20 protein-coding genes and 1 pseudogene are annotated in these 21,022 nt (G+C 59.9%); 17 read left to right on the forward strand and 4 right to left on the reverse strand.

Annotated features, from left to right (window positions below):
* Positions 1–43 precede the first annotated feature (43 nt).
* On the reverse strand, positions 44–1,330 hold the full coding sequence (gene phoR / locus CKW38_RS15540) for a phosphate regulon sensor histidine kinase PhoR (RefSeq protein WP_256588390.1): 1,287 nt from the start codon (positions 1,328–1,330) through the stop codon (positions 44–46).
* A gap of 74 nt (positions 1,331–1,404) precedes the next feature.
* Entirely contained in the window at positions 1,405–2,094 is a 690-nt protein-coding gene (gene phoB / locus CKW38_RS15545) for a phosphate regulon transcriptional regulator PhoB (RefSeq protein ID WP_007896474.1), read from the reverse strand.
* Positions 2,095–2,245: 151 nt separating this feature from the next.
* Here phoB and CKW38_RS15550 point away from each other — a divergent pair, with 151 nt between their 5' ends.
* The gene (locus tag CKW38_RS15550) at positions 2,246–2,629 is read left to right on the forward strand and encodes a hypothetical protein (RefSeq protein WP_095113194.1); all 384 of its coding nucleotides are present in this window, start codon (positions 2,246–2,248) and stop codon (positions 2,627–2,629) included.
* Positions 2,630–2,741: 112 nt separating this feature from the next.
* Here the strand turns inward: CKW38_RS15550 and ubiA are convergent, their stop codons facing one another.
* Together ubiA and CKW38_RS15560 are read right to left on the reverse strand one after the other, a co-directional pair.
* The gene (ubiA, locus tag CKW38_RS15555; protein WP_007920263.1) at positions 2,742–3,632 is read right to left on the reverse strand and encodes a 4-hydroxybenzoate octaprenyltransferase; all 891 of its coding nucleotides are present in this window, start codon (positions 3,630–3,632) and stop codon (positions 2,742–2,744) included.
* Positions 3,632–4,192 (reverse strand): chorismate lyase, encoded by a 561-nt coding sequence (locus tag CKW38_RS15560; protein WP_007920265.1) that lies wholly within the window; start codon positions 4,190–4,192, stop codon positions 3,632–3,634. The genes ubiA and CKW38_RS15560 overlap by 1 nt, the downstream gene beginning before the upstream one ends.
* 201 nt (positions 4,193–4,393) lie before the next feature.
* Here CKW38_RS15560 and CKW38_RS15565 point away from each other — a divergent pair, with 201 nt between their 5' ends.
* The 16 genes and pseudogenes from CKW38_RS15565 to CKW38_RS15640 all read left to right on the forward strand — a co-directional run bounded on the left by CKW38_RS15565 (position 4,394) and on the right by CKW38_RS15640 (position 21,017).
* Positions 4,394–4,561: a rubredoxin gene (locus CKW38_RS15565; RefSeq protein ID WP_007920267.1), complete on the forward strand. Its 168-nt coding sequence runs from the start codon at positions 4,394–4,396 to the stop codon at positions 4,559–4,561.
* A 20-nt stretch (positions 4,562–4,581) separates the two neighbouring features.
* A complete protein-coding gene (locus CKW38_RS15570; protein ID WP_095113195.1) occupies positions 4,582–5,730 on the forward strand; it encodes an NAD(P)/FAD-dependent oxidoreductase in 1,149 nt (382 codons plus the stop codon).
* A 190-nt stretch (positions 5,731–5,920) separates the two neighbouring features.
* Entirely contained in the window at positions 5,921–6,196 is a 276-nt protein-coding gene (locus tag CKW38_RS15575) for an HU family DNA-binding protein (RefSeq protein WP_003213368.1), read from the forward strand.
* 641 nt (positions 6,197–6,837) lie between these two features.
* Positions 6,838–8,400, forward strand: a complete 1,563-nt coding sequence (tssA, locus tag CKW38_RS15580) for a type VI secretion system protein TssA (RefSeq protein ID WP_007920270.1) — start codon at positions 6,838–6,840, stop codon at positions 8,398–8,400.
* Positions 8,401–8,432: 32 nt separating this feature from the next.
* A complete protein-coding gene (tssB, locus tag CKW38_RS15585) occupies positions 8,433–8,936 on the forward strand; it encodes a type VI secretion system contractile sheath small subunit (RefSeq protein ID WP_003229587.1) in 504 nt (167 codons plus the stop codon).
* 25 nt (positions 8,937–8,961) lie between these two features.
* A complete protein-coding gene (gene tssC, locus CKW38_RS15590) occupies positions 8,962–10,437 on the forward strand; it encodes a type VI secretion system contractile sheath large subunit (RefSeq protein ID WP_007920272.1) in 1,476 nt (491 codons plus the stop codon).
* A 9-nt stretch (positions 10,438–10,446) separates the two neighbouring features.
* Entirely contained in the window at positions 10,447–10,854 is a 408-nt protein-coding gene (gene tssE, locus CKW38_RS15595; protein WP_007920274.1) for a type VI secretion system baseplate subunit TssE, read from the forward strand.
* A gap of 11 nt (positions 10,855–10,865) precedes the next feature.
* Positions 10,866–11,159, forward strand: a pseudogene (locus CKW38_RS30670) (PAAR domain-containing protein); the annotation flags it as partial.
* A gap of 1,215 nt (positions 11,160–12,374) precedes the next feature.
* Positions 12,375–12,782 (forward strand): hypothetical protein, encoded by a 408-nt coding sequence (locus tag CKW38_RS15605; RefSeq protein ID WP_176472337.1) that lies wholly within the window; start codon positions 12,375–12,377, stop codon positions 12,780–12,782.
* 22 nt (positions 12,783–12,804) lie between these two features.
* On the forward strand, positions 12,805–13,182 hold the full coding sequence (locus tag CKW38_RS15610; RefSeq protein WP_007920280.1) for a hypothetical protein: 378 nt from the start codon (positions 12,805–12,807) through the stop codon (positions 13,180–13,182).
* Between the two features lie 40 nt (positions 13,183–13,222).
* Positions 13,223–13,582 carry a hypothetical protein gene (locus CKW38_RS15615; RefSeq protein ID WP_095113197.1) on the forward strand — a complete coding sequence of 120 codons (360 nt, stop codon included), beginning with the start codon at positions 13,223–13,225 and terminating at the stop codon, positions 13,580–13,582.
* The gene (locus CKW38_RS15620; RefSeq protein WP_007920284.1) at positions 13,579–14,031 is read left to right on the forward strand and encodes a hypothetical protein; all 453 of its coding nucleotides are present in this window, start codon (positions 13,579–13,581) and stop codon (positions 14,029–14,031) included. The genes CKW38_RS15615 and CKW38_RS15620 overlap by 4 nt, the downstream gene beginning before the upstream one ends.
* Positions 14,032–14,058: 27 nt before the next feature.
* Complete coding sequence (gene tssF, locus CKW38_RS15625) at positions 14,059–15,846, forward strand: type VI secretion system baseplate subunit TssF (protein WP_007920286.1); 1,788 nt, start codon at positions 14,059–14,061, stop codon at positions 15,844–15,846.
* Positions 15,810–16,817, forward strand: a complete 1,008-nt coding sequence (tssG, locus tag CKW38_RS15630; protein ID WP_007920288.1) for a type VI secretion system baseplate subunit TssG — start codon at positions 15,810–15,812, stop codon at positions 16,815–16,817. Before tssF ends, tssG begins: the two co-directional genes overlap by 37 nt.
* 11 nt (positions 16,818–16,828) lie before the next feature.
* Positions 16,829–19,486: a type VI secretion system ATPase TssH gene (gene tssH, locus CKW38_RS15635; RefSeq protein ID WP_095113198.1), complete on the forward strand. Its 2,658-nt coding sequence runs from the start codon at positions 16,829–16,831 to the stop codon at positions 19,484–19,486.
* 10 nt (positions 19,487–19,496) lie between these two features.
* On the forward strand, positions 19,497–21,017 hold the full coding sequence (locus CKW38_RS15640) for a sigma-54-dependent Fis family transcriptional regulator (protein ID WP_095113199.1): 1,521 nt from the start codon (positions 19,497–19,499) through the stop codon (positions 21,015–21,017).
* The last annotated feature ends 5 nt before the right edge of the window (positions 21,018–21,022 follow it).

Below are 21,022 nucleotides of genomic sequence, written 5' to 3' on the forward strand. Positions count from 1 at the left end.
GCGGCTGACATGGCGATTGCCTAGTGGCGAGTGCCGGTCGGTCTTACTCGGCGGCGCTGATGGCCCGCACATGGGCCACCTGAGCCGGGGCAAAATGGCAGGTGAACGTGCTGCCGTGACCGGGCACGCTGCTGATCTCCATGCGCGCGCGGTGGCGCAGCAATACGTGCTTGACGATGGCCAGACCCAGCCCGGTGCCGCCGGTGTTGGAGTTGCGACTGGAATCGACGCGGTAGAAGCGTTCGGTCAGGCGCGGCAGGTGTTTGCTGTCGATACCGATCCCGGAATCCTGCACGCTCAGGTGCGCGCCCTGATCGTCACCCCACCAGCGAATGCGGATGTTGCCCTCGGCCGGGGTGTACTTCACCGCGTTGAACACCAGATTGGAGAACGCACTGCGTAACTCCGCCTCGCTGCCCTTGAGCAACAGGCCGGCGTTGGCTTCCAGCGTTATGCGCTGGTTTTTCGATCCGGACAATTGCTGCGCATCGCTCTTGATCGATTGCAGCAGGCTGTCGATCTGCACTGGCTGGTTGTCCGACGGGTAATCGGTGGCTTCGAGTTTCGCCAGCAGCAACAAATCGTTGAGCAGCGTCTGCATGCGTCCGCCCTGTTGCTGCATCTGCTGCAGGGCGCGGCTCCAGCGCGGATTCACTTCTTCGACGTTGTCGAGCAGGGTTTCCAGATAGCCGCAGATCACTGTCAGTGGTGTGCGCAACTCGTGAGAGACGTTGGCGATGAAGTCTTTGCGCATCTGTTCCAGCTGATGGATGCGCGTGACATCGCGCACCAGCATCAAGTGTTCGTTGTTGCCGTAGCGGGTCAGGTACAGCTGAATGCGCACGCGATCGTTGGTTGGCGAGGGGATTTCCAGCGGCTCGGCGTAGCTTTCCTGCTCGAAGTATTCCTTGAAGCGCGGATGGCGTACCAGGTTGGTCACCGGTTGGCCGCTGTCCTGCGGGGTCTTGAGGCCGAGCAAGGTTTCGGCAGCGCGGTTCCACCATTCCAGGTTGCCGTCGCTGTCGAGCATGATCACCGCGTCTTTCAGCGCGGCGGTGGATTCCTGCACCCGGTCAATCACCGCTTGCAGGCGCCCGCGCACACGTTGGTCGCGGCGTTGCAGGTGGTAGATGCTGTCGAACACTTCGCCCCACAGACCATAGCCATCGGGCGGTGCTTCGTCGGGTTGATGCTGGCGCAGCCATTCGTGCAGACGCAGCAATTGCTTCAGCGTCCAGGCCAGATAGATCCCCAGGCCCGCCGCGAGGCTCCAGCCGTAATAGCCGGTGATCAGGCCGATCACCAGGCAGACGGTGACCAGCAGCAGCATGTGGCGAATCAGGGTGCCATGCCAGTTTTGATTCACGGGAAATACGGTCCTTGTCTGCGAGTCTGGCGGTCGGCTCAGGCCTTGGTGGAAAACCGGTAGCCGGTGCCGCGCACGGTTTGTACCAGATTTTCGTAAGCGTCACCGAGGGCCTTGCGCAGGCGGCGGATGTGCACGTCGACGGTGCGCTCTTCAACATAGACGTTGCCGCCCCAGACCTGATCCAGCAATTGGCCACGGGTGTAGGCGCGTTCCTGGTGGGTCATGAAGAATTGCAGCAGACGGTATTCGGTCGGGCCCATCTCGGCCGGTTTGCCGTCGATGGTTACGCGGTGGCTGATCGGGTCGAGCAGCAGGCCACCGACTTCGATCGGCGCTTCGCCGTCGGTCGGACCGGCGCGGCGCAGCACGGCTTTGAGGCGTGCGACCAGTTCGCGCGGGGAAAACGGTTTGGTGATGTAGTCGTCCGCGCCGACTTCAAGACCCTGGATCTTGTTGTCCTCTTCACCCTTGGCGGTGAGCATGATGATCGGGATGTCCCCGGTCAGTTCATCACGTTTCAGACGACGGGCCAGCTCGATGCCGGAGGTGCCGGGCAGCATCCAGTCGAGCAGGATCAGGTCCGGCTTGCGGTCGACGATGATGGCGTGCGCCTGCTGCGAGTTCTCTGCCTCGAGGCAGTCATAGCCGGCCATTTCCAACGCAACGGCGATCATTTCGCGAATGGGCGCTTCGTCGTCGACGATCAGAATGCTCCTGCCAACCATGCCTTAATCCTCTTGTCATTTAACTGTCTTGCGCCGCATTAGATAACGGAATTATTGCAGTCGTGTGACAGTATTTTAGTCCGGCAGCGATTGTGCAAATCCTCAACTAAGCTCTAAGTCCGAATCCTGACAACCACAAAAGAAGGTTTCCATGACTCAAATGACTGTTTCTTTCAAAGCCCTGCTGATGGCTGCGGCCCTGACATTGCCTGGATTTGCACTGGCTGCGGATCCGGCGATGGAGAAGGACGGCATGTACACCGACCACAAGGGCATGACCCTGTATACCTTCGCCAAGGACTCGGGCGGCAAGTCGATGTGCAACGACAAATGCGCAACGAACTGGCCGCCGTTGATGGCGACCGCGGGTGACAAGTCGATGGGTGACTGGACTGTCATCAAACGCGACGACGGCACGATGCAATGGGCCTACCAAGGCATGCCGCTGTACACCTTCGTGATGGACAAGAAAGCCGGTGACATGACCGGTGACGGCAAAATGGACGGCGCGTGGAAAGTCGCCAAAGCCAAGTAAACGCGGTCCCTTGCAGGAGTGAGCCTGCTCGCGATAGCGGTGTATCAGTCGGCATTTTCGTTAACTGACACACCGCTTTCGCGAGCAGGCTCACTCCTACATTGATTTGCGTTTAGCGCAACGCGTAATCCAGCACAATCCCGACGAAAATCGCCAACCCGGCCCAATGATTGTGCAAAAACGCCTTGAAGCAGCGCATGCGGTCACGATCGCGGGTGTACCAGAATTCCCACGCATAACACCCGGCAGCCACCAGCAAGCCGAGATGGAACCAGATCCCCAACTCGAACTTCGACCCCGCCAGCAGCAGGCAGCCCAGCGACAACGCCTGCAGGCTCAGGATGATCACCCGGTCCGCCTCGCCAAACAGAATTGCCGTGGATTTCACGCCAATCTTCAAATCGTCATCGCGATCGGTCATCGCGTAATAGGTGTCGTAACCCACCGTCCACAGCAGATTGGCGATCCACAGCAGCCACGCTGCCGCCGGCAACTCACCGGTCTCGGCAGTAAACGCCATCGGCATCCCCCACGAAAACGCCGCGCCCAGTACCACTTGCGGGTAATAGGTGTAGCGCTTCATGAACGGATAAGTGAACGCCAGTGCCAGACCGCCCAGCGACAGCCAGATGGTCGGCGCATTGGTGCACAGCACCAGCAGGAAACTCACGCCCATCAGCAGCGCGAAGAACACCAGCGCCTCTTTCGAACTGATCTTGCCGCTGGCCAGCGGTCGTTGCGCGGTGCGTTTGACGTGGCCGTCGACCTTGCGATCGGCCCAGTCGTTGATCACGCAGCCGCCGGCGCGGGTCAGCACCACGCCGAGGACGAAAATCACGATATTGGCCAGCGACGGCGAGCCTTTACCGGCAATCCACAGCGCCCACAGGGTCGGCCACAGCAGCAGGTAAATGCCGATCGGCTTGTCCATCCGCGTCAACTGAATGAAATCCCAGGCGCGCGGGTTCAAGCGGTTCAGGGACTTGAGCAGGCTCTGATACATCAGCAGTTCTCCGGATGGGCGCGGGCGGCGCTCCACAGACTCGGCAGGAATATTTCCGCAACCAGTACGCTCAGCGCGCCACGGTCGAAGCGCGAACGCCGGCCCCACAATTCTGGCGCTTTGGCGGCTGGCGGCAGCCATTGTTCAGGGTAGTGGCAGACTTCGATGGCGCGGCGCTGGAAGGCCTGATCGCAAAACAGCAATTCGCCCAGCGAGCGGCTGCCCAGTTCGTCCATGTGCAAGCCGTCACCCTGTAAGGCGGCGCGCGAAGCGACGCTGCGGGCAAACACCCAGGCCTCGCCGTGACCGCGCAAATACACCTCGCGCACCCAGCCTTCGCTGCCCTCGGCCAGATCCAGTGCGGCGCATTCATCGGCACGCAAGGTGTCCCAGCCTTCAAACAGTGGCGTGACGCTGAAGCCGTCATTGGACAGCCGGGTCAGTCGGCGGGTGAGGGAGCCTTCGTCGAACAGCCAGTCAAGGGTCAACGAATCGGGGAGGGGCGTCAGTCGGCTTTGAGTCAGCCAGAGCGGGGCCGGGCAGGCATTTGAATGTTGCACAATGAGTCATTATTGGCCGCAAATGAGGCGGCGAGCTTAACATGGTGGCCGCCGATATTGATTGATCCGGGTCGCCGTTGCGCCGAACAGGCTTGCATCTGCCCGGCTCCATCAGTACAAAACGCCCTGAGCCGGATGGCAGCGCAACACCCATCGACCGTCCGCGCCGGCAATAAGCCTGAACCCTGAGGAAGTACTTGAATGAAAAAGTGGCAATGTGTGGTCTGCGGCCTGATCTACAACGAAGCCGAGGGTTGGCCGGATGACGGCATTGCGCCGGGCACTCTGTGGCAGGACGTGCCGGAAGACTGGCTGTGCCCCGACTGCGGCGTCGGCAAGCTGGACTTCGAAATGATCGAAATCAACTAAGCAAAACAAAGGAGTAAGGCATGAGCGCACCTGTCGTCATCGTTGGCACTGGGCTGGCGGGCTATAACCTGGCCCGCGAGTTTCGCAAGCTCGACAGCGAAACCCCGCTGCTGCTGATCACCGCCGATGACGGGCGCTCTTACTCCAAGCCGATGCTCTCCACCGGTTTCGGCAAGAACAAAGACGCCGATGGCCTGAGCATGGCTGAACCGGGTGCCATGGCTGAGCAGTTGAAAGCCGAAGTGCGCACTCATACGCGCATCAGCGGCATCGACGCCGGCCATAAACGCCTGTGGATCGGCGAAGAAGCGGTTTATTACCGTGACCTGATCCTCGCCTGGGGCGCAGAAACCGTGCGCGTACCGGTCGAGGGCGATGGCGCCGATCTGGTGTTCCCGATCAATGATCTCGAAGACTACGCGCGCTTTCGCGCAGCGGCGGCCGGCAAGCGCCGGGTGCTGTTGCTCGGCGCCGGCCTGATTGGCTGCGAATTCGCCAACGACCTGATTCTCGGTGGCTACGAAGTGCAACTGGTGGCGCCGTGCGAACAGGTCATGCCGATGTTGTTGCACCCGGCCGCAGCGGCAGCCGTGCAGGCCGGGCTGGAAAGCCTCGGTGCGAAATTTCATCTCGGCCCGGTACTGACCCGATTGCAGAAAGTCGCCGACGGCCTGGAAGCGCATCTGTCCGACGGCCAGGTCATTCCTTGCGACGTGGTGGTCTCGGCCATTGGCCTGCGTCCGCGCATCGATCTGGCGGCGGCCGCTGGCGTACAGGTCAATCGCGGTGTCGTAGTGGATCGCCATCTGAAAACCTCCCACGCCAATATTTACGCCTTGGGCGACTGCGCTGAGGTCGACGGGCTGAATCTGCTGTACGTGATGCCCCTGATGAGTTGTGCGCGAGCACTGGCACAAACCCTCGCCGGAAACCCGACCGCCGTGAGCTACGGCCCGATGCCGATCACCGTGAAAACCCCGGTGTGTCCGCTGGTCGTATCGCCGCCGCCACGGGGCAGCGAAGGCGTCTGGACTGTCGAAGGGCAGGGCGCCGACATCAAAGCCCTGTGCCACAGCGCCGACGGCCAATTGCTCGGCTACGCGCTAACCGGCGCCGCGGTGATGGAAAAACTTGCCCTGAACAAACAGCTTCCAGCCCTGCTGGCGTAAATACCGGTCGTTCTGTCGGAATCACCCCGCTTTTGCCCCTACAAAGGTCGCGGGGAGACTGGCGCCGCCGGTATCCGCGTGCCATTCTCACTCCCGTCTGCCGCAGAGTAGAGCCTGCGGCGCCTTGGGCGCTGTTCCAACGAGAACAGCACGGACATAACAACAAAAAACCGTCAAAGGGGCTTCACTAATGCGTAAACCAGAACTCGCCGCTGCAATCGCTGAAAAAGCAGATCTGACCAAAGAACAGGCCAACCGCGTACTCAACGCCGTTCTCGAAGAAATCACCGGCGCTCTGCACCGCAAGGACAGCGTCACGCTGGTAGGCTTCGGCACCTTCCTGCAACGCCACCGCGGCGCCCGTACCGGCAAAAACCCGCAGACCGGTGAGCCGGTGAAGATCAAGGCCAGCAACACCGTTGCGTTCAAGCCAGGTAAATCGTTGAAAGACAGCGTCAATCCTTAATTGCGGCGAGCTCCTCGAATAACGGGGAGAACCGTGTAGAAAAATGGGCACACCGATTGCGGTCGGGTGCCCATTTTTTATGCCTGCCGATTTATTCTGGCCTGCAGCCTTAATAAAGGCCGAGTAACTGATTGCATTTGTTGGCTATCGATCAGCCTCACAGTTAAATCAATACTCTATATATAAAAGCCATCATATTGATGGCACTTTCTGAGTTGTTGGTTGTCTCGCGGTGATTTGTTGAAACAACACCGAAGTCTTTCGGAATCATCCTACATCCGAATTTTTCAAAACCCGTCATGCTCCGCGCCACTCTCGCCAGCCCCGGCTTCCGGTGATCGACGGCAGTTGGAACGATCGCTCTAAATCAAGCTTTCCCGGTGTTTTGTAAGGGTATGCGAATATAAGCAGAGCATCGGGGATTCCCTGACTGAATATAGGGAAACCTCCTACAACAAACAAAGAACAGTTCGTCTTGTTGTTTAATCAGATGCTTGCTAGTGGCCATCATAGTGATTACGATGCGCCCACTTGAAAGAGCACATCTCAATTGGATGAGTCGCGTCACCGCTCTTCGATACTGTCCCGCGCCGCGGTAACTCCAATAGGCGCCTGACTGTAATCCTTAATAAAGGCCATGGATGTCCTACTCAAGCAAACTTTCCGCCCATTACCTCGAACTCGCAAAAGTCTCTGTTTCCAAAGAGAATTTCGCGGGCGAAGACGTTCGTTTTTCGAGCGAATTCGAGGCCCTGGAAAGTGAGCTGGCCAAAGCCTCGTCGATGCACGAAAGCGGGCAGATCGACTGGCTGAAAATTCGCGAAAACAGCGAAAATCTGCTGCGTACCCAATCCAAGGATTTGCGTGTCGGCGCCTGGCTGACCTGGTCGCTGTACCAGCGCGAATCCTTCCCCGGTCTGCTGGCCGGCCTCGGTCTGCTGCACCATCTGTCGGAAAACAACTGGGCCGACGTTCACCCGCTCAAACCCCGTACCCGTGCCGCCGCCATCGGCTGGCTGGTGCCGCGCCTCGAGCAGGTCATTACCGAAAACATTGCGATCAAAGAGCAGTTGCCGATGTTCCGGCAGCTCTCCGAGCACCTGTCCGGCCTTGAAGCGGCGTGTGCTGAGCATCTGGGCGATGACTCGCCGCTGTTGCTGCCGATCTCCCGTCGCCTGAAAACCATGATCCAGCGCGCGGCCGACAACCAACCGGCCCCCGGCGTTGTGGGCGCGGCGGTGGCGCAGGTCAAGCAGGCCGCGAGCCAGTTGCTTACTCCCGGCGCACCGATCGACAACGAACGAGATGCGCACAAAGCCCTGCGCGCGCAACAGGAAAGCGCCCGGCCATTGTGTGCCTGGTGGCTCAAGCAGAAAGCCACCGACCTGCGCGCCCTGCGCCTCAATCGCACACTGCTGTGGATGACCATCGACGCCGTGCCGGAGCGCAACGCCGAGCAGATCACCGTGTTGCGCGGTCTGCCGCTGGAAAAACTCAAGCTCTATCAGGACCGTTTCGATCAGGGCAAATACGCTGACCTGCTGGTGGAACTGGAGGCGAGCCTGGCGAAGGCGCCGTTCTGGTTCGATGGCCAGAGGATGGTCTGGGAATGTCTCCAGAACCTCAACGCCGAGTTGGCAATGCGCGAAGTGGAAATCCACTTCGCGCTTTTGGTTCAACGGCTGCCCGGGATTGTCGAGTTGCGTTTCCATGACGGTGCGCCGTTTGCCGATCCGTCCACCCGGGCGTGGATCGCCGCCAACGTCATGCCGCACCTGCAAAGCGCCAGTGCGCCGCGCAAGGTCGAAAGCGAAAACGTCGAAACCCAGCCAGCCTGGGAAAAAGCCCTCGAAGAAGTCCTGCCGCTGCTGCGCAAGGAAGGCCTGAAGCCTGCCGTGCAGACGCTCAAGCAGGGTTTGCAATCGGCCCACGGTGGCCGCGAGCGCTTCTTCTGGCAGTTCGCCCTCGCGCGCCTGTGCTTCATGGCCAAGAAATACGAACTGGCCAAGAACCAGCTGGAAACCCTCGATCAGACATTACAGGACTCAGGCCTGCACGCCTGGGAGCCCGATCTTGCATTGGAAGTGCTGCATCTACTGCATAGCTGCTGCGAGTTGTTGCCGCAGAACCATGCCGTACGTGAACGCAAGGAAGAGATTTATCGCAGGCTGTGCCACCTCGACCTCGAAGTGGTACTCGAATAGGCCCCAGGGCCACAACCGCAAGGAGAAAAGCCATGGCCAAAGAAGGCTCGGTAGCCCCCAAGGAACGCATCAACGTCACCTTCAAACCCGCCACCGGCGGTGCTCAGGAAGAGATTGAACTGCCGCTGAAGCTGCTGGCAATCGGTGACTACACCCACCGCAAGGACGATCGCAAAATCGAAGATCGCAAGCCGATCAGCATCGACAAGATGACCTTCGACGAAGTGTTGGCCAAGCAAGAACTGGGTCTGACGCTGAGCGTGCCGAACCGTCTGCAGGAAGATGGCGAGGCCGACGAGCTGGCTGTGCAACTGCGCGTCAATTCGATGAAGGACTTCAACCCGGCCAGCCTGGTCGAGCAAGTGCCTGAGCTGAAAAAACTGATGGAACTGCGCGATGCGCTGGTGGCCCTCAAAGGCCCGCTGGGTAACGCACCTGCGTTCCGTAAAGCGATCGAAGGCGTGCTCGCCGACGACGAATCCCGCGGTCGCGTACTCGGTGAGCTGGGCCTGAACGCCGCAGCCCCGGACGCCTGAGACTCCAGCCAAGGAAGCCAACACAATGAGCACTAGCGCAGCACAAGAGAAGAGCGCCGGCAACGGCGAGTACAGCATTCTCGACAGCATCATCGCCGAAACCCGTCTGACTCCGGACGACGAAGCCTACGACATCGCCAAGCGCGGTGTGTCGGCGTTCATCGAAGAACTGCTCAAGCCGCAGAACAACGGTGAGCCGGTCAAGAAGGCCATGGTTGACCGCATGATCGCCGAGATCGATGCCAAGCTCAGCCGTCAGATGGACGAAATCCTGCACCACCCGGACTTCCAGGCGCTGGAATCGTCGTGGCGTGGTCTGCAGTTGCTGGTCGATCGCACCAACTTCCGCGAAAACATCAAGATCGAAATCCTCAACGTCTCCAAAGAAGACCTGCTGGACGATTTCGAAGATTCGCCGGAAGTCATGCAGTCGGGCCTGTACAAGCACATCTACACCGCTGAATACGGCCAGTTCGGTGGTCAGCCTGTGGGCGCGATCATCGCCAACTACTACATGTCGCCAAGCTCGCCAGACGTCAAGCTGATGCAGTACGTGGCGAGCGTTTCGTGCATGTCGCACGCGCCGTTCATCGCTGCGGCCGGCCCGAAATTCTTCGGTCTGGAAAGCTTCACCGGCCTGCCGGATCTGAAAGATCTGAAAGACCACTTCGAAGGCCCGCAATTCGCCAAATGGCAGAGCTTCCGTACTTCGGAAGACTCCCGCTACGTTGGCCTGACCGTGCCGCGTTTCCTGCTGCGTAACCCGTACGATCCGGAAGAAAACCCGGTCAAATCGTTCGTGTACAAGGAAACCGTTGCCAACAGCCACGAGCACTACCTGTGGGGCAACACTGCTTACGCGTTCGGCACCAAGCTGACCGACAGCTTCGCCAAATTCCGCTGGTGCCCGAACATCATCGGCCCGCAGAGCGGTGGCGCAGTTGAAGACCTGCCGTTGCACCATTTCGAAAGCATGGGCGAAATCGAAACCAAGATCCCTACCGAGGTTCTGGTTTCCGACCGTCGTGAGTACGAACTGGCCGAGGAAGGCTTCATCTCCCTGACCATGCGTAAAGGCTCCGACAACGCGGCGTTCTTCTCCGCCAGTTCGGTGCAGAAGCCGAAGTTCTTCGGCATCAGCGCAGAAGGCAAGGCGGCAGAGCTGAACTACAAGCTCGGCACCCAACTGCCGTACATGATGATCGTCAACCGCCTGGCTCACTACTTGAAAGTGCTGCAGCGCGAGCAACTCGGTTCGTGGAAAGAACGTACCGACCTCGAGCTGGAACTGAACAAGTGGATCCGTCAGTACGTCGCCGACCAGGAAAACCCGAGCGCCGAAGTGCGTGGCCGTCGTCCGCTGCGCGCTGCGCAAGTGATCGTCAGCGACGTTGAAGGCGAGCCGGGCTGGTACCGCGTGAGCTTGAACGTGCGTCCGCACTTCAAGTACATGGGTGCCGATTTCACCCTGTCGCTGGTTGGCAAGCTGGACAAAGAGTAAGAGCGACTCATGGACGGATACGGCAGCCTGTTCGAACGCCTCAACGGCGACGCGCAACTACGCAAGGGCAACAGCCTTGAGGCTTGTGCCATGGCGTCAGTGGCTGCCCATCTGGCCAAAATGCTCAGCACCCGGGCCGGCAGCGTGCAAACGCTGGCCGACTACGGGTTGCCCGATCTCAATGACATGCGTCTGAGCCTGCACGACTCCCTGAGTCAGGCCCGTCTGGCCATCGAAAACTTCATCGAAGCCTACGAGCCGCGCCTGAGCAATGTGCGTGTCATTTCCCTGCCGCGTGACCACGATCAGCTTCGCCTCGCCTTCAGCATCGAAGGCCTGCTGGAAGTTGAAGGGTTCAAGCGTCAGGTCAGTTTTTCCGCGCGCCTGGATGGCAGCGGTCAAGTCAAGGTCACCTAAGGAGATCCCCGATGTCTGGCAAACCCGCAGCACGCGTATCTGACCCCACCGCTTGCCCGCTCCCCGGCCACGGCACCAACCCGATCGCCGCCGGTTCCGGTGACGTGTTCTTCGACGGCCTCGCGGCCGCCCGCCAAGGCGATGCCTCGGCGTGTGGTGGTGCGATGGTCGGCGATCTGGCGACCACGGTTTTGATCAATGGCAAACCGGCCGCCACGGTCGGCTCCGTTGGATCTCACGGCAACAAGGTTACGGCAGGTTCCGGGACGGTGATCATCGGGAATTCGCATTCGCCAGTGCCATTTTCGGGGCTTGCCGCCATAGCGGTTATCGCGGCGCTGGATTACCGACTGGGTTTAAAGTCCGGTGGCAACTCGGTACTGACGCCGCTGGAAATTCCAGACTTCGACGAGCTGAAATCAGGAACATCGAAAAACCGTGAGTTGGTCGATTTCGTCGTCGAGAACCGCATGGACGCTGCTGACAGTGTGAAGTTGGAGGTGCTGGACGGCGAGAAGCTGGTATACGCCGAAGCCAATACCGCGCCGTTCTTCCCGCCAGGCAAGCATCCATGGCAATGGGACGGCTACGACACAGCCGGCGTCCTCGATACCAAAGTCCTGAAAAGCCCGAACCTGAAAGTGCGCCTCACTGCGACCGGGGCGGGAAAACAGCAAGTGACTGAAGTGAAGCTTGATTGCTCGGCTAAAAAGGTGAAATGGGTCGATGTGCGTGTTGACCGCAACGCCAAGACCGTTGAAGTCACGTTACGCCCGAGCTTTTCGGATGGCGGCAGCAGTGGTTCCACACCCGGACTGATACCCACGCCTTTCAGCACGTTGCTTGGCTGGGCCAGGGAAGGTATCGAGTTGTACTGGTCGCGTAATGGCGCGCGCGGCGGCGGTATCGCCGAGGGCATCACGACCAGCAAAGGCCTTTACAAAGTCACGGTCAAAACCGAGATCAACGTCGAGCCCAAAGCCGGGAATTTCCCTCTGATTGATTCGCTGTCGGCGGACTTCGGTCGTTCCACCAGTCTTGCGATTGCAAGAAAGGTTTATCACAACGCCGGTTATGCCTATGAAAGCTACGTTGTTCAACGACGTCGAACTCCAGAGTTCGCTAGAGACATTGCCAGAGAAGAGTTCAAAGAAACGTCGGCTCATGAGTTTGGTCATTTGATTCTCAATGAGTACGGCGGGGGAATCATCCCCGGTTACTCCTGGACTCACAAAGAAACATCGACATTGATGCAAAACCCTAAGGACAACCACCCGACGCCGAACGCCGGCGAGGTGGATGTCATGCATTACTTCAGCAGTTACACGCAGTCCTCCGCTGATCTGCAAAAGAGAATGGCGGCGTCTGAACAGGACGTCAAAAGCCTGCTTTGGCTGGCAAGGGTCGAGTTCGATGACTAGGTTGACCGGTCTCATCTTGCCGTTCGTTTCCCTTTATGGCTGTGCTGCTCAGCAGGTGTACCAGCGCGAGTGGACAATCAGCGAGGCATCGGTTTGTCCATGAAACTGCCAAGAACGATTTTGATGATGAGATGGGTAAGCTTCTTCGCGTGCTTCGTTTCGCTGACCGCATGCGCTGCGCAGCAGGTCTATCGCAATGATGTTTACCTGCTGAACACTTGTGGAGTACCGCTGGAACTGACGCTGGCAAACGACTCCAACTATGACGATCAGCCACGCAGTTTCACGTTAAACCCGAACCAGCGCAGTTCCATCGGCAACTACCAGTCATTCGGTGAAGACGTATCGGGTCAGATCAGCGACCAGTACAGCCTGTCGATCAAAAGCCAGAACGCGACTAAGTCCATCGACGCGCAGACCTTGCGAAAGGCAGTAGCGAGCATCAAAAAAACTGAAGAAAAAGCTGTCCGTTCGTGGACGGTCGATACCGGGGCTTTCTGCCCATGAAGCACTGGTTCGGGTTGGCTCGATGAAACTCAGAGCCTGGCAATGTCTCATCGCTTTTCTCAGCTCGGTCGGTTTGCTGGCGATTCTGGTCGGCTTGACGCTGCTGGTGCGAATGGAAAGCTCGACCGAACCAAAGCTATTCGCGCATCCCAACGCGTTGTGGGTTGGCGCCGAGGATGGCGGGGTATTCGTCGAGATTACCAAGCACGAAGCGCCGGACTATTACGTGGAAATTCGTCACGAAAATGGTGGGATGTGGACTGAAGGCTGGGTTCGATATGGCACCAGGGACAGCCATCCACTCAGCGCTGCGGCAATTGGTGGCTACGGCGGTGAAGAGCTCTATGTCTATACGGGTGTCGCGATCACGCCGCAAAAACAGGGAGTTGCGCAGCGATGAATCAATACGTGCCAGCGACCCCGGGGCAGGAGACGGACGCATGACCGACTCAGGTCGCTTCGCAATGATTTGGCTGCAGCGCTTGCTACTCGTGGTGGGAGCGTTCGCTTGCATGCTCTATTTTGCTGCGCACGCGCTTTCCAACGCTTTTATGTTGCTGATGGACCGCGAAAATTTTATCCCTGCGCAGTCGTCCATCTGGACATTCGAACCTTACGAAATCAATCAAGGTTCTTCGTCTTACTGGCTCTACGGTGAGGACAGGGACAACTATTACTTTTTTGCGTACGTCCCTGAACATTCATATCGCGTGATCGCAAAAGACAATCGGTGCGAAGGCTTCGACAAGCGCGATGTCCGCACATGGTGCATGGATCACGCTGTGGAGGTTCGCCGATGACCGACTCATCAAGCGAGATGCTCATGCTCAGTCGCGCGCAACTCAGCTTCTTCATGGCTGCATTGTGGTGGCCATTGCTGGCGGTGTTGGCGATCAGTTCCTATGACCTGTGGAGTGGCGAGTATTCAACACCCGAGTCGTCCGGGATTTATTGGCAGTACCTGTTGTGGTGGGGAATTCCCGGGCTTCTGGGCTTTTCGCTGTGGATGTCCCGATCGGCGCAGAGCCGCAACGAGCAACAGGCACTGCGGATGGTTTGGTGGGCGCCGGTGAAGTTCATCCCGTTCTACGCCGTGCCATGGATGCTGTATGGCCTGCTCAGTCTGGTCGTCGGTCAGCTTAGTGATGCCTACATGGCGTACGGCTGGATCTCGATTGTGCCGTTCCTGCTGATTGGCGGTTATGTCTGTGCCGGCGTGACGGTCGCGCTCTACAGGATATTTTTTTGATGCGTTCCACTACCAGGCAGGTAACCCGTGTCCTTTAACCACTACTACCAAAGCGAACTCACCGCACTGCGCCAACTCGGTCGCCGTTTCGCCGAGCGTAGTCCGGCGTTGGCGCCGTATCTGGGCCAGGCCGGGCGGGATCCGGATGTGGAGCGGTTGCTCGAAGGCTTTGCGTTTCTGACCGGGCGGCTGCGCCAGAAGCTCGATGACGAGCTGCCGGAGCTCAGCCATTCGTTGATGCAATTGCTGTGGCCGAACTACATGCGTCCGCTGCCGGCGTTCAGCATTTTGCAGTTCGATCCGCTCAAGCGTTCCGGGCCGGCATTGCGCGTCGAGCGCGATACGCCGATCGAAAGCAAGCCGATCGAAGACGTGCGTTGCCGCTTCCGTACTTGCTACCCGACTGACGTGCTGCCGCTGGATCTGGCCGCGTTGAATTACTCGGTGAAGGGCGACGGCTCGCTGCTCAGCCTGCGTCTGGAAATGAGCGCCGACGGCCACCTTGGTGAGCTGGAACTGAGCAAACTGCGTCTGCACTTTGCCGGCGAGCGCTACATCAGCCAGATGCTCTACCTGAGCCTGCTGCGCAACCTTGAAGGTATCGAGCTGATCCCGCTCGACGGCGCTGGCAAGCCGATCGATGGCGTCAGCGGCAAGCCGATGGCGTTCAAGATTCCCGGTGATCGGGTCAAACCGGTGGGCTTTGCCGAAGAAGAAGCGTTGATTCCGTATCCGCTGAACACCTTCCGCGGCTATCGCTACCTGCAGGAATACTTCGCCTTCCAGGACAAATTCCTGTTCGTCGACGTCAACGGTCTGGACATCATCAACGCACTGCCGGAAGACACGCTCAAGCAGATGCGCGGGCTGGAATTGCGCTTCGATATCCGCAAGAGCGGCATCATGCGCATGCGTCCGACCCTGGATAACGTGAAGCTGTTCTGCACGCCGATTGCCAACCTGTTCGCCCACGACGCACTGCCGATCCGCCTCGACGGTAAGCAGGACGAGTACCTGTTGCTGCCAGCGGAATACGATCTGGAAAACTGCGGTGTGTTTTCGGTGGAAACCGTGACCGGCTGGAAGCCCGGCGGCCTTGGTTATCAGGAATATGTGCCGTTCGAATCCTTCGAGCACGACCCGAGTTTCGACGTGCCCAACAGCCGTCCGCACTACAGCATTCGCCAGCGTTCTTCGCTGTTGCACGATGGCCTCGACACCTACCTGAGCTTCGGTATTCGCCATACCGAAGCCCACGAAACCCTGTCGATCGAGCTGATCTGCACCAACCAGAACCTGCCGCGCAAGCTCAAGCTCGGCGATATTTGCATGGCCTGCGAAGAGACGCCGGAGTTCTTGAGTTTCCGCAACATTACCCCGGCCACGTCGAGCTTCGCGCCACCGCTGAACCGTGACTTCCTGTGGAAGCTGATCAGCAACATGTCGCTTAACTATCTGTCGCTGGCCGACGTCAATGCGTTGAAGGTGATTCTCGAAACCTACGACTTGCCGCGCTACTACGACCAGCACGCGGAGAAGGTCAGCAAACGTCTGCTCGGCGGCCTCAAGCACATCAAGCATCACCACGTCGACCGCTTGCACCGTGGGTTGCCGGTGCGCGGTCTGCGCACCGAACTGACCATCGACCCGGAAGGGTACATCGGCGAAGGCGACCTGTTCGTTTTCGCTTCGGTTCTTAACGAGTTTTTCGCGCTTTACGCCAGTCTCAATTCATTCCATGAGCTGCGCGTAAAAAGCACACAGGGAGAGGTGTACCAATGGACACCACGTATGGGCCTGCAGCCCCTGCTTTAAGCGGGCTGACCAAGGTAATACGCGAGTACTCGCTGTTTCAGGCCGTGCTGCTGGTGATCGACCGGCTGCGCGAGGCACACCCGCACCTGAGCGAAGACGATCTGTACGACCACGTCGAGTTCCAGGCCAACCCGAGCCTGGGTTTTCCGCGCAGCGACGTCGATCGCGTCGAGTTTTTCGAAGAACACGGGCAGATGCGCGCGCGCATGCGTTTCAACCTGATCGGCCTGGTCGGCTCGGGCTCGCCGCTGCCGGCGTTCTACGGCGAACAAGCCCTGGGTGACAGCGAAGACGGCAACCCGACACGCAATTTCCTCGACCTGTTCCACCATCGCCTGCAACGGCTGATGCTGCCGATCTGGCGCAAGTACCGCTATCGCGCGAGCTTCCAGAGCGGCGCGATCGACCCGTTCTCGTCGCAGTTGTTCGCCCTGATCGGTCTGGGCGGCGACGAGATCCGCAAGGCCAAGGAGCTCAACTGGAAACGCCTGCTGCCGTACCTCGGTCTGCTCAGCTTGCGGGCGCACTCGGCGGCGTTGATCGAAGCCGTGCTGCGTTACTACTTCAAGCACGAAGATCTGGTCATCGAGCAGTGCATCGAGCGCCGCGTGGAAATTCTCGAAGAGCAGCGCAATCGTTTGGGCCGCGCCAACAGCCTGCTCGGTGAAGACCTCGTGCTCGGCGAACACGTGCGCGACCGCAGCGGCAAATTCCGCATTCACATCACCGAACTCGACTGGCAGCGATTCCATGAATTCCTGCCGATCGGTTTCGGTTACCAGCCGCTCTGCGCGCTGGTGCGGTTCACTTTGCGTGACCCGCTCGATTACGACATCCGCCTGGTGTTGCGCCAGGAAGAAATCCGCGAACTGCGCATCGGTGAGCAGAACGCCTGTCGCCTCGGTTGGACCAGTTGGCTGGGCCGCGAAAAAGCGGACGGCGTGGTGACCCTGGGCAGCAAAATTCATTAAGGACGTGAGCCATGATCAACGTAGACCTGCAACAACTCATCCAGGCGCTGGACGCCGAAACCCGTCGTGATCTGGAACGTTCCGCCGAGCGTTGCGTGGCCCGTGGCGGTAGCAAGATCCTCGTCGAAGATTTGATGCTCGGCCTGCTCGAGCGTCCGAACGGCTTGCTGTCGCGCGCACTGCAGGATGCCGACGTCGACGCCGGTGAACTCAGCGCCGCGCTGCAATCGCGCGTCGAACACAGCGCTTCGCGCAATCCGGTGTTCGCCCCGGAACTGGTGCAGTGGCTGCAAGATGCGCTGCTGGTGGCCAACCTCGAACTGGGCCAGACCCAGGTCGAAGACGCGGCGCTGATCCTTGCGCTGCTGCGCAACCCGATGCGCTACGCCGGCAGCCGCTATCAGCCGCTGCTCGCCAAGCTGAACATCGATCGCCTGAAGGAATTTGCCCTGTCGCAACAGGAGCAACCGGCAGCCAATGGCAAACCGGCCGCGCAGGGAGAATCGCTGTTGCAGCGCTTCACCCACAACCTGACCCAACAGGCCCGCGACGGCAAACTCGACCCGGTGCTGTGTCGTGACGGCGCGATTCGGCAGATGGTCGACATCCTCGCCCGTCGCCGCAAAAACAACCCGATCGTCGTCGGTGAGGCCGGTGTCGGCAAGACCGCCATCGTCGAAGGCCTAGCGTCGCGCATCGCCGCCGGTGAAGTGCCGCAAGTGCTCAAAGGCGTTGAACTGCTGTCGCTGGATATGGGCCTGTTGCAGGCCGGCGCCAGCGTCAAAGGTGAATTCGAACGTCGCCTCAAAGGCGTGATCGACGAAGTCAAAGCTTCGCCGAAACCGATCATTCTGTTCATCGACGAAGCTCACACCCTGATCGGCGCCGGCGGCAATGCTGGCGGTTCCGACGCGGCCAACCTGCTGAAGCCGGCACTCGCCCGTGGCGAACTGCGCACCATCGCTGCGACCACCTGGGCCGAGTACAAGAAATACTTCGAGAAAGACCCGGCGCTGGCCCGTCGCTTCCAACCGGTGCAACTGCACGAACCGACCGTCAGTGAAGCGGTGACCATCCTTCGTGGTCTGGCCCAGGTTTACGAGAAGAGCCACGGCATTTACCTGCGCGATGACGCGGTGGTTTCGGCGGCTGAATTGTCCGCACGTTATCTGGCCGGTCGGCAGCTGCCGGACAAAGCTGTCGATGTGCTCGACACCGCTTGCGCCCGCGTACGCATCAGCCTCGCCGCTGCCCCGGAAAGCCTTGAGCGCCTGCGTGGCGAACTGGCTGAAGGTGGCCGTCAGCGTCAGGCCCTGCGCCGCGATGCCGAAGCCGGTCTGCTGATCGACCACGAAGCGCTGGATGCACTGGAAGCGCGTCTCGACGAAGCCGAAGACGAAATGGTCGCGCTGGAAACCCTGTGGACTGAACAAAAGCAACTGGCCGAGCGCCTGTTGGAATTGCGTCAGCAACTGGCCAAGGCTCGTGAAGCCGCCGCTGTCGAGCCGACCGTCACCGTTGAAGAAGACGCCGAAGGCACCGTGATCGAAACCGTCGCTGCCGAAGTCGAAGAAGGCCAAAGCGTCGAAACGCTGGAAGCCCAACTCAACGAAACCCACAGCGCCTTGACCGCCGCTCAAGTCAAAGAGCGTCTGGTCAGCTTCGAAGTGTGCCCGCGTCTGGTTGCCGAAGTGATCAGCGCCTGGACCGGCGTGCCATTGGCGCAACTGGCCCGCGAGCACAACGCCAAGGTCGCCAGTTTCGCCACCGACCTGCGCACGCGCATCCGTGGTCAGGAACAAGCCGTGCACGCACTGGACCGCTCGATGCGCGCCACCGCTGCCGGCCTGAACAAACCTGACGCGCCGGTCGGCGTGTTCCTGCTGGTCGGCCCGAGCGGCGTCGGTAAAACCGAAACCGCCCTGGCCCTCGCTGACTTGCTGTACGGCGGCGATCGTTTCATCACCACTATCAACATGTCCGAATTCCAGGAGAAGCACACCGTCTCCCGTCTGATCGGCGCGCCACCGGGCTACGTCGGTTACGGCGAGGGCGGCATGCTCACCGAAGCCGTACGCCAGAAACCGTACTCGGTGGTGTTGCTCGATGAAGTCGAAAAGGCTGACCCGGACGTGCTCAACCTGTTCTACCAAATCTTCGACAAAGGCGTGGCCAACGACGGCGAAGGTCGCGAGATCGACTTCCGCAATACGTTGATCCTGATGACCTCGAACCTCGGTAGCGACAAGATCAGCGACCTTTGCGAAAACGGCGCACGCCCGACGGCCGAAGTGCTCGAAGAAACCATTCGCCCGGTACTCAGCAAACACTTCAAACCAGCGCTGCTGGCGCGGATGAAAGTGGTGCCGTACTACCCGGTCGGCGGCCCAGTATTGCGCGAGCTGATCGAGATCAAACTCGGTCGTCTCGGCGAGCGCCTCAACCGTCGTCAGCTGGATTTCAGCTGGTGCCAGAACCTCGTCGATCACCTGTCCGAGCGTTGCACGCAAAGCGACAGCGGCGCGCGCCTGATCGACCATCTGCTCGATCAGCATGTGCTGCCACTGGTGGCGGATCGTCTGCTCGACGCCATGGCCACCGGTGAAAGCCTCAAGCGTGTGCATGCCACGCTCGACGGTGAAGCCAGCGTGACGTGCGAGTTCGCCTGAGGTGGGCGTGATGTTCACTCAGGTGCCGCAGCCACTGGTCTATGCCGAAGCGTTGCTGGCGCAGTTCGCCAGTCTGTCGCGGGCGGCGGACGGTGCTGCGTTGCTGGGTGACTTCGTGCGCGGTCTGGCCGAGTTGAGCGGTTGCGAATTAACGCAGCTGTATCTGCTCGACGCCACCCACACGTGCCTGGGGATGAACGCCGAATGCCTCGACGGTGCTTTGCAACCGCGTGAAGCGGCGAGCCTGCCGGCGGATTACAACGGTGAGCAACTGCTGCAATTCGCCCTGTGCCAGAACCGCGTGGTGTGCCTCGACGACTTGAGCGGCAGCCTGCACGAAACCAGTTTTCTGCCGGCGGCGACCTCGCCGTGGCAGTCGCTGTTGTGCGTGCCGCTGGTCAATCAGCACAAAGCTGTTGAAGGTTTGCTGCTGTGCGCCAGCCGTCGTCGTACCCACCTGCAAGGCTTCGCTGATTCCCTTGGCCAGCTCGGCTCGTTCGTGCTCGGCCAGTTGCATTTGCTGCAACGCCTGCGCCAGCCACTGGCGGAGTCGGCCACGGTAGCGCGCAGCGTGCCGAGCATCAGTGGCTATGGCTTGATCGGCAAAAGCGCGGCGATGCGCCAGACCCATTCGCTGATCAGCAAAGTCCTGCACAGTCCGTACACCGTGTTGTTGCGCGGCGAAACCGGCACCGGCAAGGAAGTTGTCGCCCGGGCGATTCACGATTGCGGCCCGCGTCGGTCGCAGGCGTTTATCGTGCAGAACTGCGCGGCGGTTCCGGAAAATCTTCTGGAAAGCGAGTTGTTCGGCTATCGCAAAGGCGCCTTCACTGGTGCCGACCGCGACCGCGCTGGTCTGTTCGATGCGGCCAATGGCGGCACGCTGCTGCTCGACGAGATCGGCGACATGCCGCTGTCGTTGCAAGCGAAGATCTTGCGCGTGTTGCAGGAAGGCGAGATTCGTCCGCTGGGTTCCAACGACACCCACAAGATCGACGTACGCATCATCGCTGCGACCCACCGCGATCTGTCGACGCTGGTCAGCGAAGGCAAATTCCGCGAGGACTTGTACTACCGCCTCGCGCAATTCCCGATCGAGTTGCCGGCGCTGCGTCAGCGCGAAGGCGACATCCTCGAACTGGCCCAGCACTTCGCCGAGAAGACCTGCACGTATTTGCAGCGCGATCCGGTGCGCTGGTCGAGCGCGGCGCTGGAACACCTGTCCGGCTACAACTTCCCCGGCAACGTGCGTGAACTCAAGGCCTTGGTCGAGCGTGCGGTGCTGTTGTGCGAGGGCGGCGAGTTGCTCGCCGAGCATTTCTCCCTGCGCATGGAGGCAATGCCGGAAGACAACAGCCACCTGAATTTGCGCGAACGTCTGGAGCAGGTCGAACGCACGTTATTGCTCGACTGCCTGCGCAAGAACGACGGCAACCAGACCCTCGCCGCCCGCGAGCTCGGCCTTCCGAGGCGCACGCTGCTGTATCGGCTCGGCCGTCTGAACATCAATCTGGGAGATTTCGATGGGTAGGCAAA

This window comes from Pseudomonas sp. Irchel 3H7 (assembly GCF_900187605.1).
GTDB lineage: Bacteria > Pseudomonadota > Gammaproteobacteria > Pseudomonadales > Pseudomonadaceae > Aquipseudomonas.

Excerpts from the sequence above, each read along its gene's own strand:
- phoR (WP_256588390.1), bottom strand. The coding sequence starts at position 1,330 with ATGCTGCTGCTGGTCACCGTCTGCCTGGTGATCGGCCTGATCACCGGC.
- phoB (WP_007896474.1), bottom strand. The coding sequence starts at position 2,094 with ATGGTTGGCAGGAGCATTCTGATCGTCGACGACGAAGCGCCCATTCGC.
- CKW38_RS15550 (WP_095113194.1), top strand. The coding sequence starts at position 2,246 with ATGACTCAAATGACTGTTTCTTTCAAAGCCCTGCTGATGGCTGCGGCC.
- ubiA (WP_007920263.1), bottom strand. The coding sequence starts at position 3,632 with ATGTATCAGAGCCTGCTCAAGTCCCTGAACCGCTTGAACCCGCGCGCC.
- CKW38_RS15565 (WP_007920267.1), top strand. The coding sequence starts at position 4,394 with ATGAAAAAGTGGCAATGTGTGGTCTGCGGCCTGATCTACAACGAAGCC.
- CKW38_RS15570 (WP_095113195.1), top strand. The coding sequence starts at position 4,582 with ATGAGCGCACCTGTCGTCATCGTTGGCACTGGGCTGGCGGGCTATAAC.
- CKW38_RS15575 (WP_003213368.1), top strand. The coding sequence starts at position 5,921 with ATGCGTAAACCAGAACTCGCCGCTGCAATCGCTGAAAAAGCAGATCTG.
- tssA (WP_007920270.1), top strand. The coding sequence starts at position 6,838 with ATGTCCTACTCAAGCAAACTTTCCGCCCATTACCTCGAACTCGCAAAA.
- tssB (WP_003229587.1), top strand. The coding sequence starts at position 8,433 with ATGGCCAAAGAAGGCTCGGTAGCCCCCAAGGAACGCATCAACGTCACC.
- tssC (WP_007920272.1), top strand. The coding sequence starts at position 8,962 with ATGAGCACTAGCGCAGCACAAGAGAAGAGCGCCGGCAACGGCGAGTAC.
- tssE (WP_007920274.1), top strand. The coding sequence starts at position 10,447 with ATGGACGGATACGGCAGCCTGTTCGAACGCCTCAACGGCGACGCGCAA.
- CKW38_RS15605 (WP_176472337.1), top strand. The coding sequence starts at position 12,375 with ATGAAACTGCCAAGAACGATTTTGATGATGAGATGGGTAAGCTTCTTC.
- CKW38_RS15610 (WP_007920280.1), top strand. The coding sequence starts at position 12,805 with ATGAAACTCAGAGCCTGGCAATGTCTCATCGCTTTTCTCAGCTCGGTC.
- CKW38_RS15615 (WP_095113197.1), top strand. The coding sequence starts at position 13,223 with ATGACCGACTCAGGTCGCTTCGCAATGATTTGGCTGCAGCGCTTGCTA.
- CKW38_RS15620 (WP_007920284.1), top strand. The coding sequence starts at position 13,579 with ATGACCGACTCATCAAGCGAGATGCTCATGCTCAGTCGCGCGCAACTC.
- tssG (WP_007920288.1), top strand. The coding sequence starts at position 15,810 with ATGGACACCACGTATGGGCCTGCAGCCCCTGCTTTAAGCGGGCTGACC.
- tssH (WP_095113198.1), top strand. The coding sequence starts at position 16,829 with ATGATCAACGTAGACCTGCAACAACTCATCCAGGCGCTGGACGCCGAA.
- CKW38_RS15640 (WP_095113199.1), top strand. The coding sequence starts at position 19,497 with ATGTTCACTCAGGTGCCGCAGCCACTGGTCTATGCCGAAGCGTTGCTG.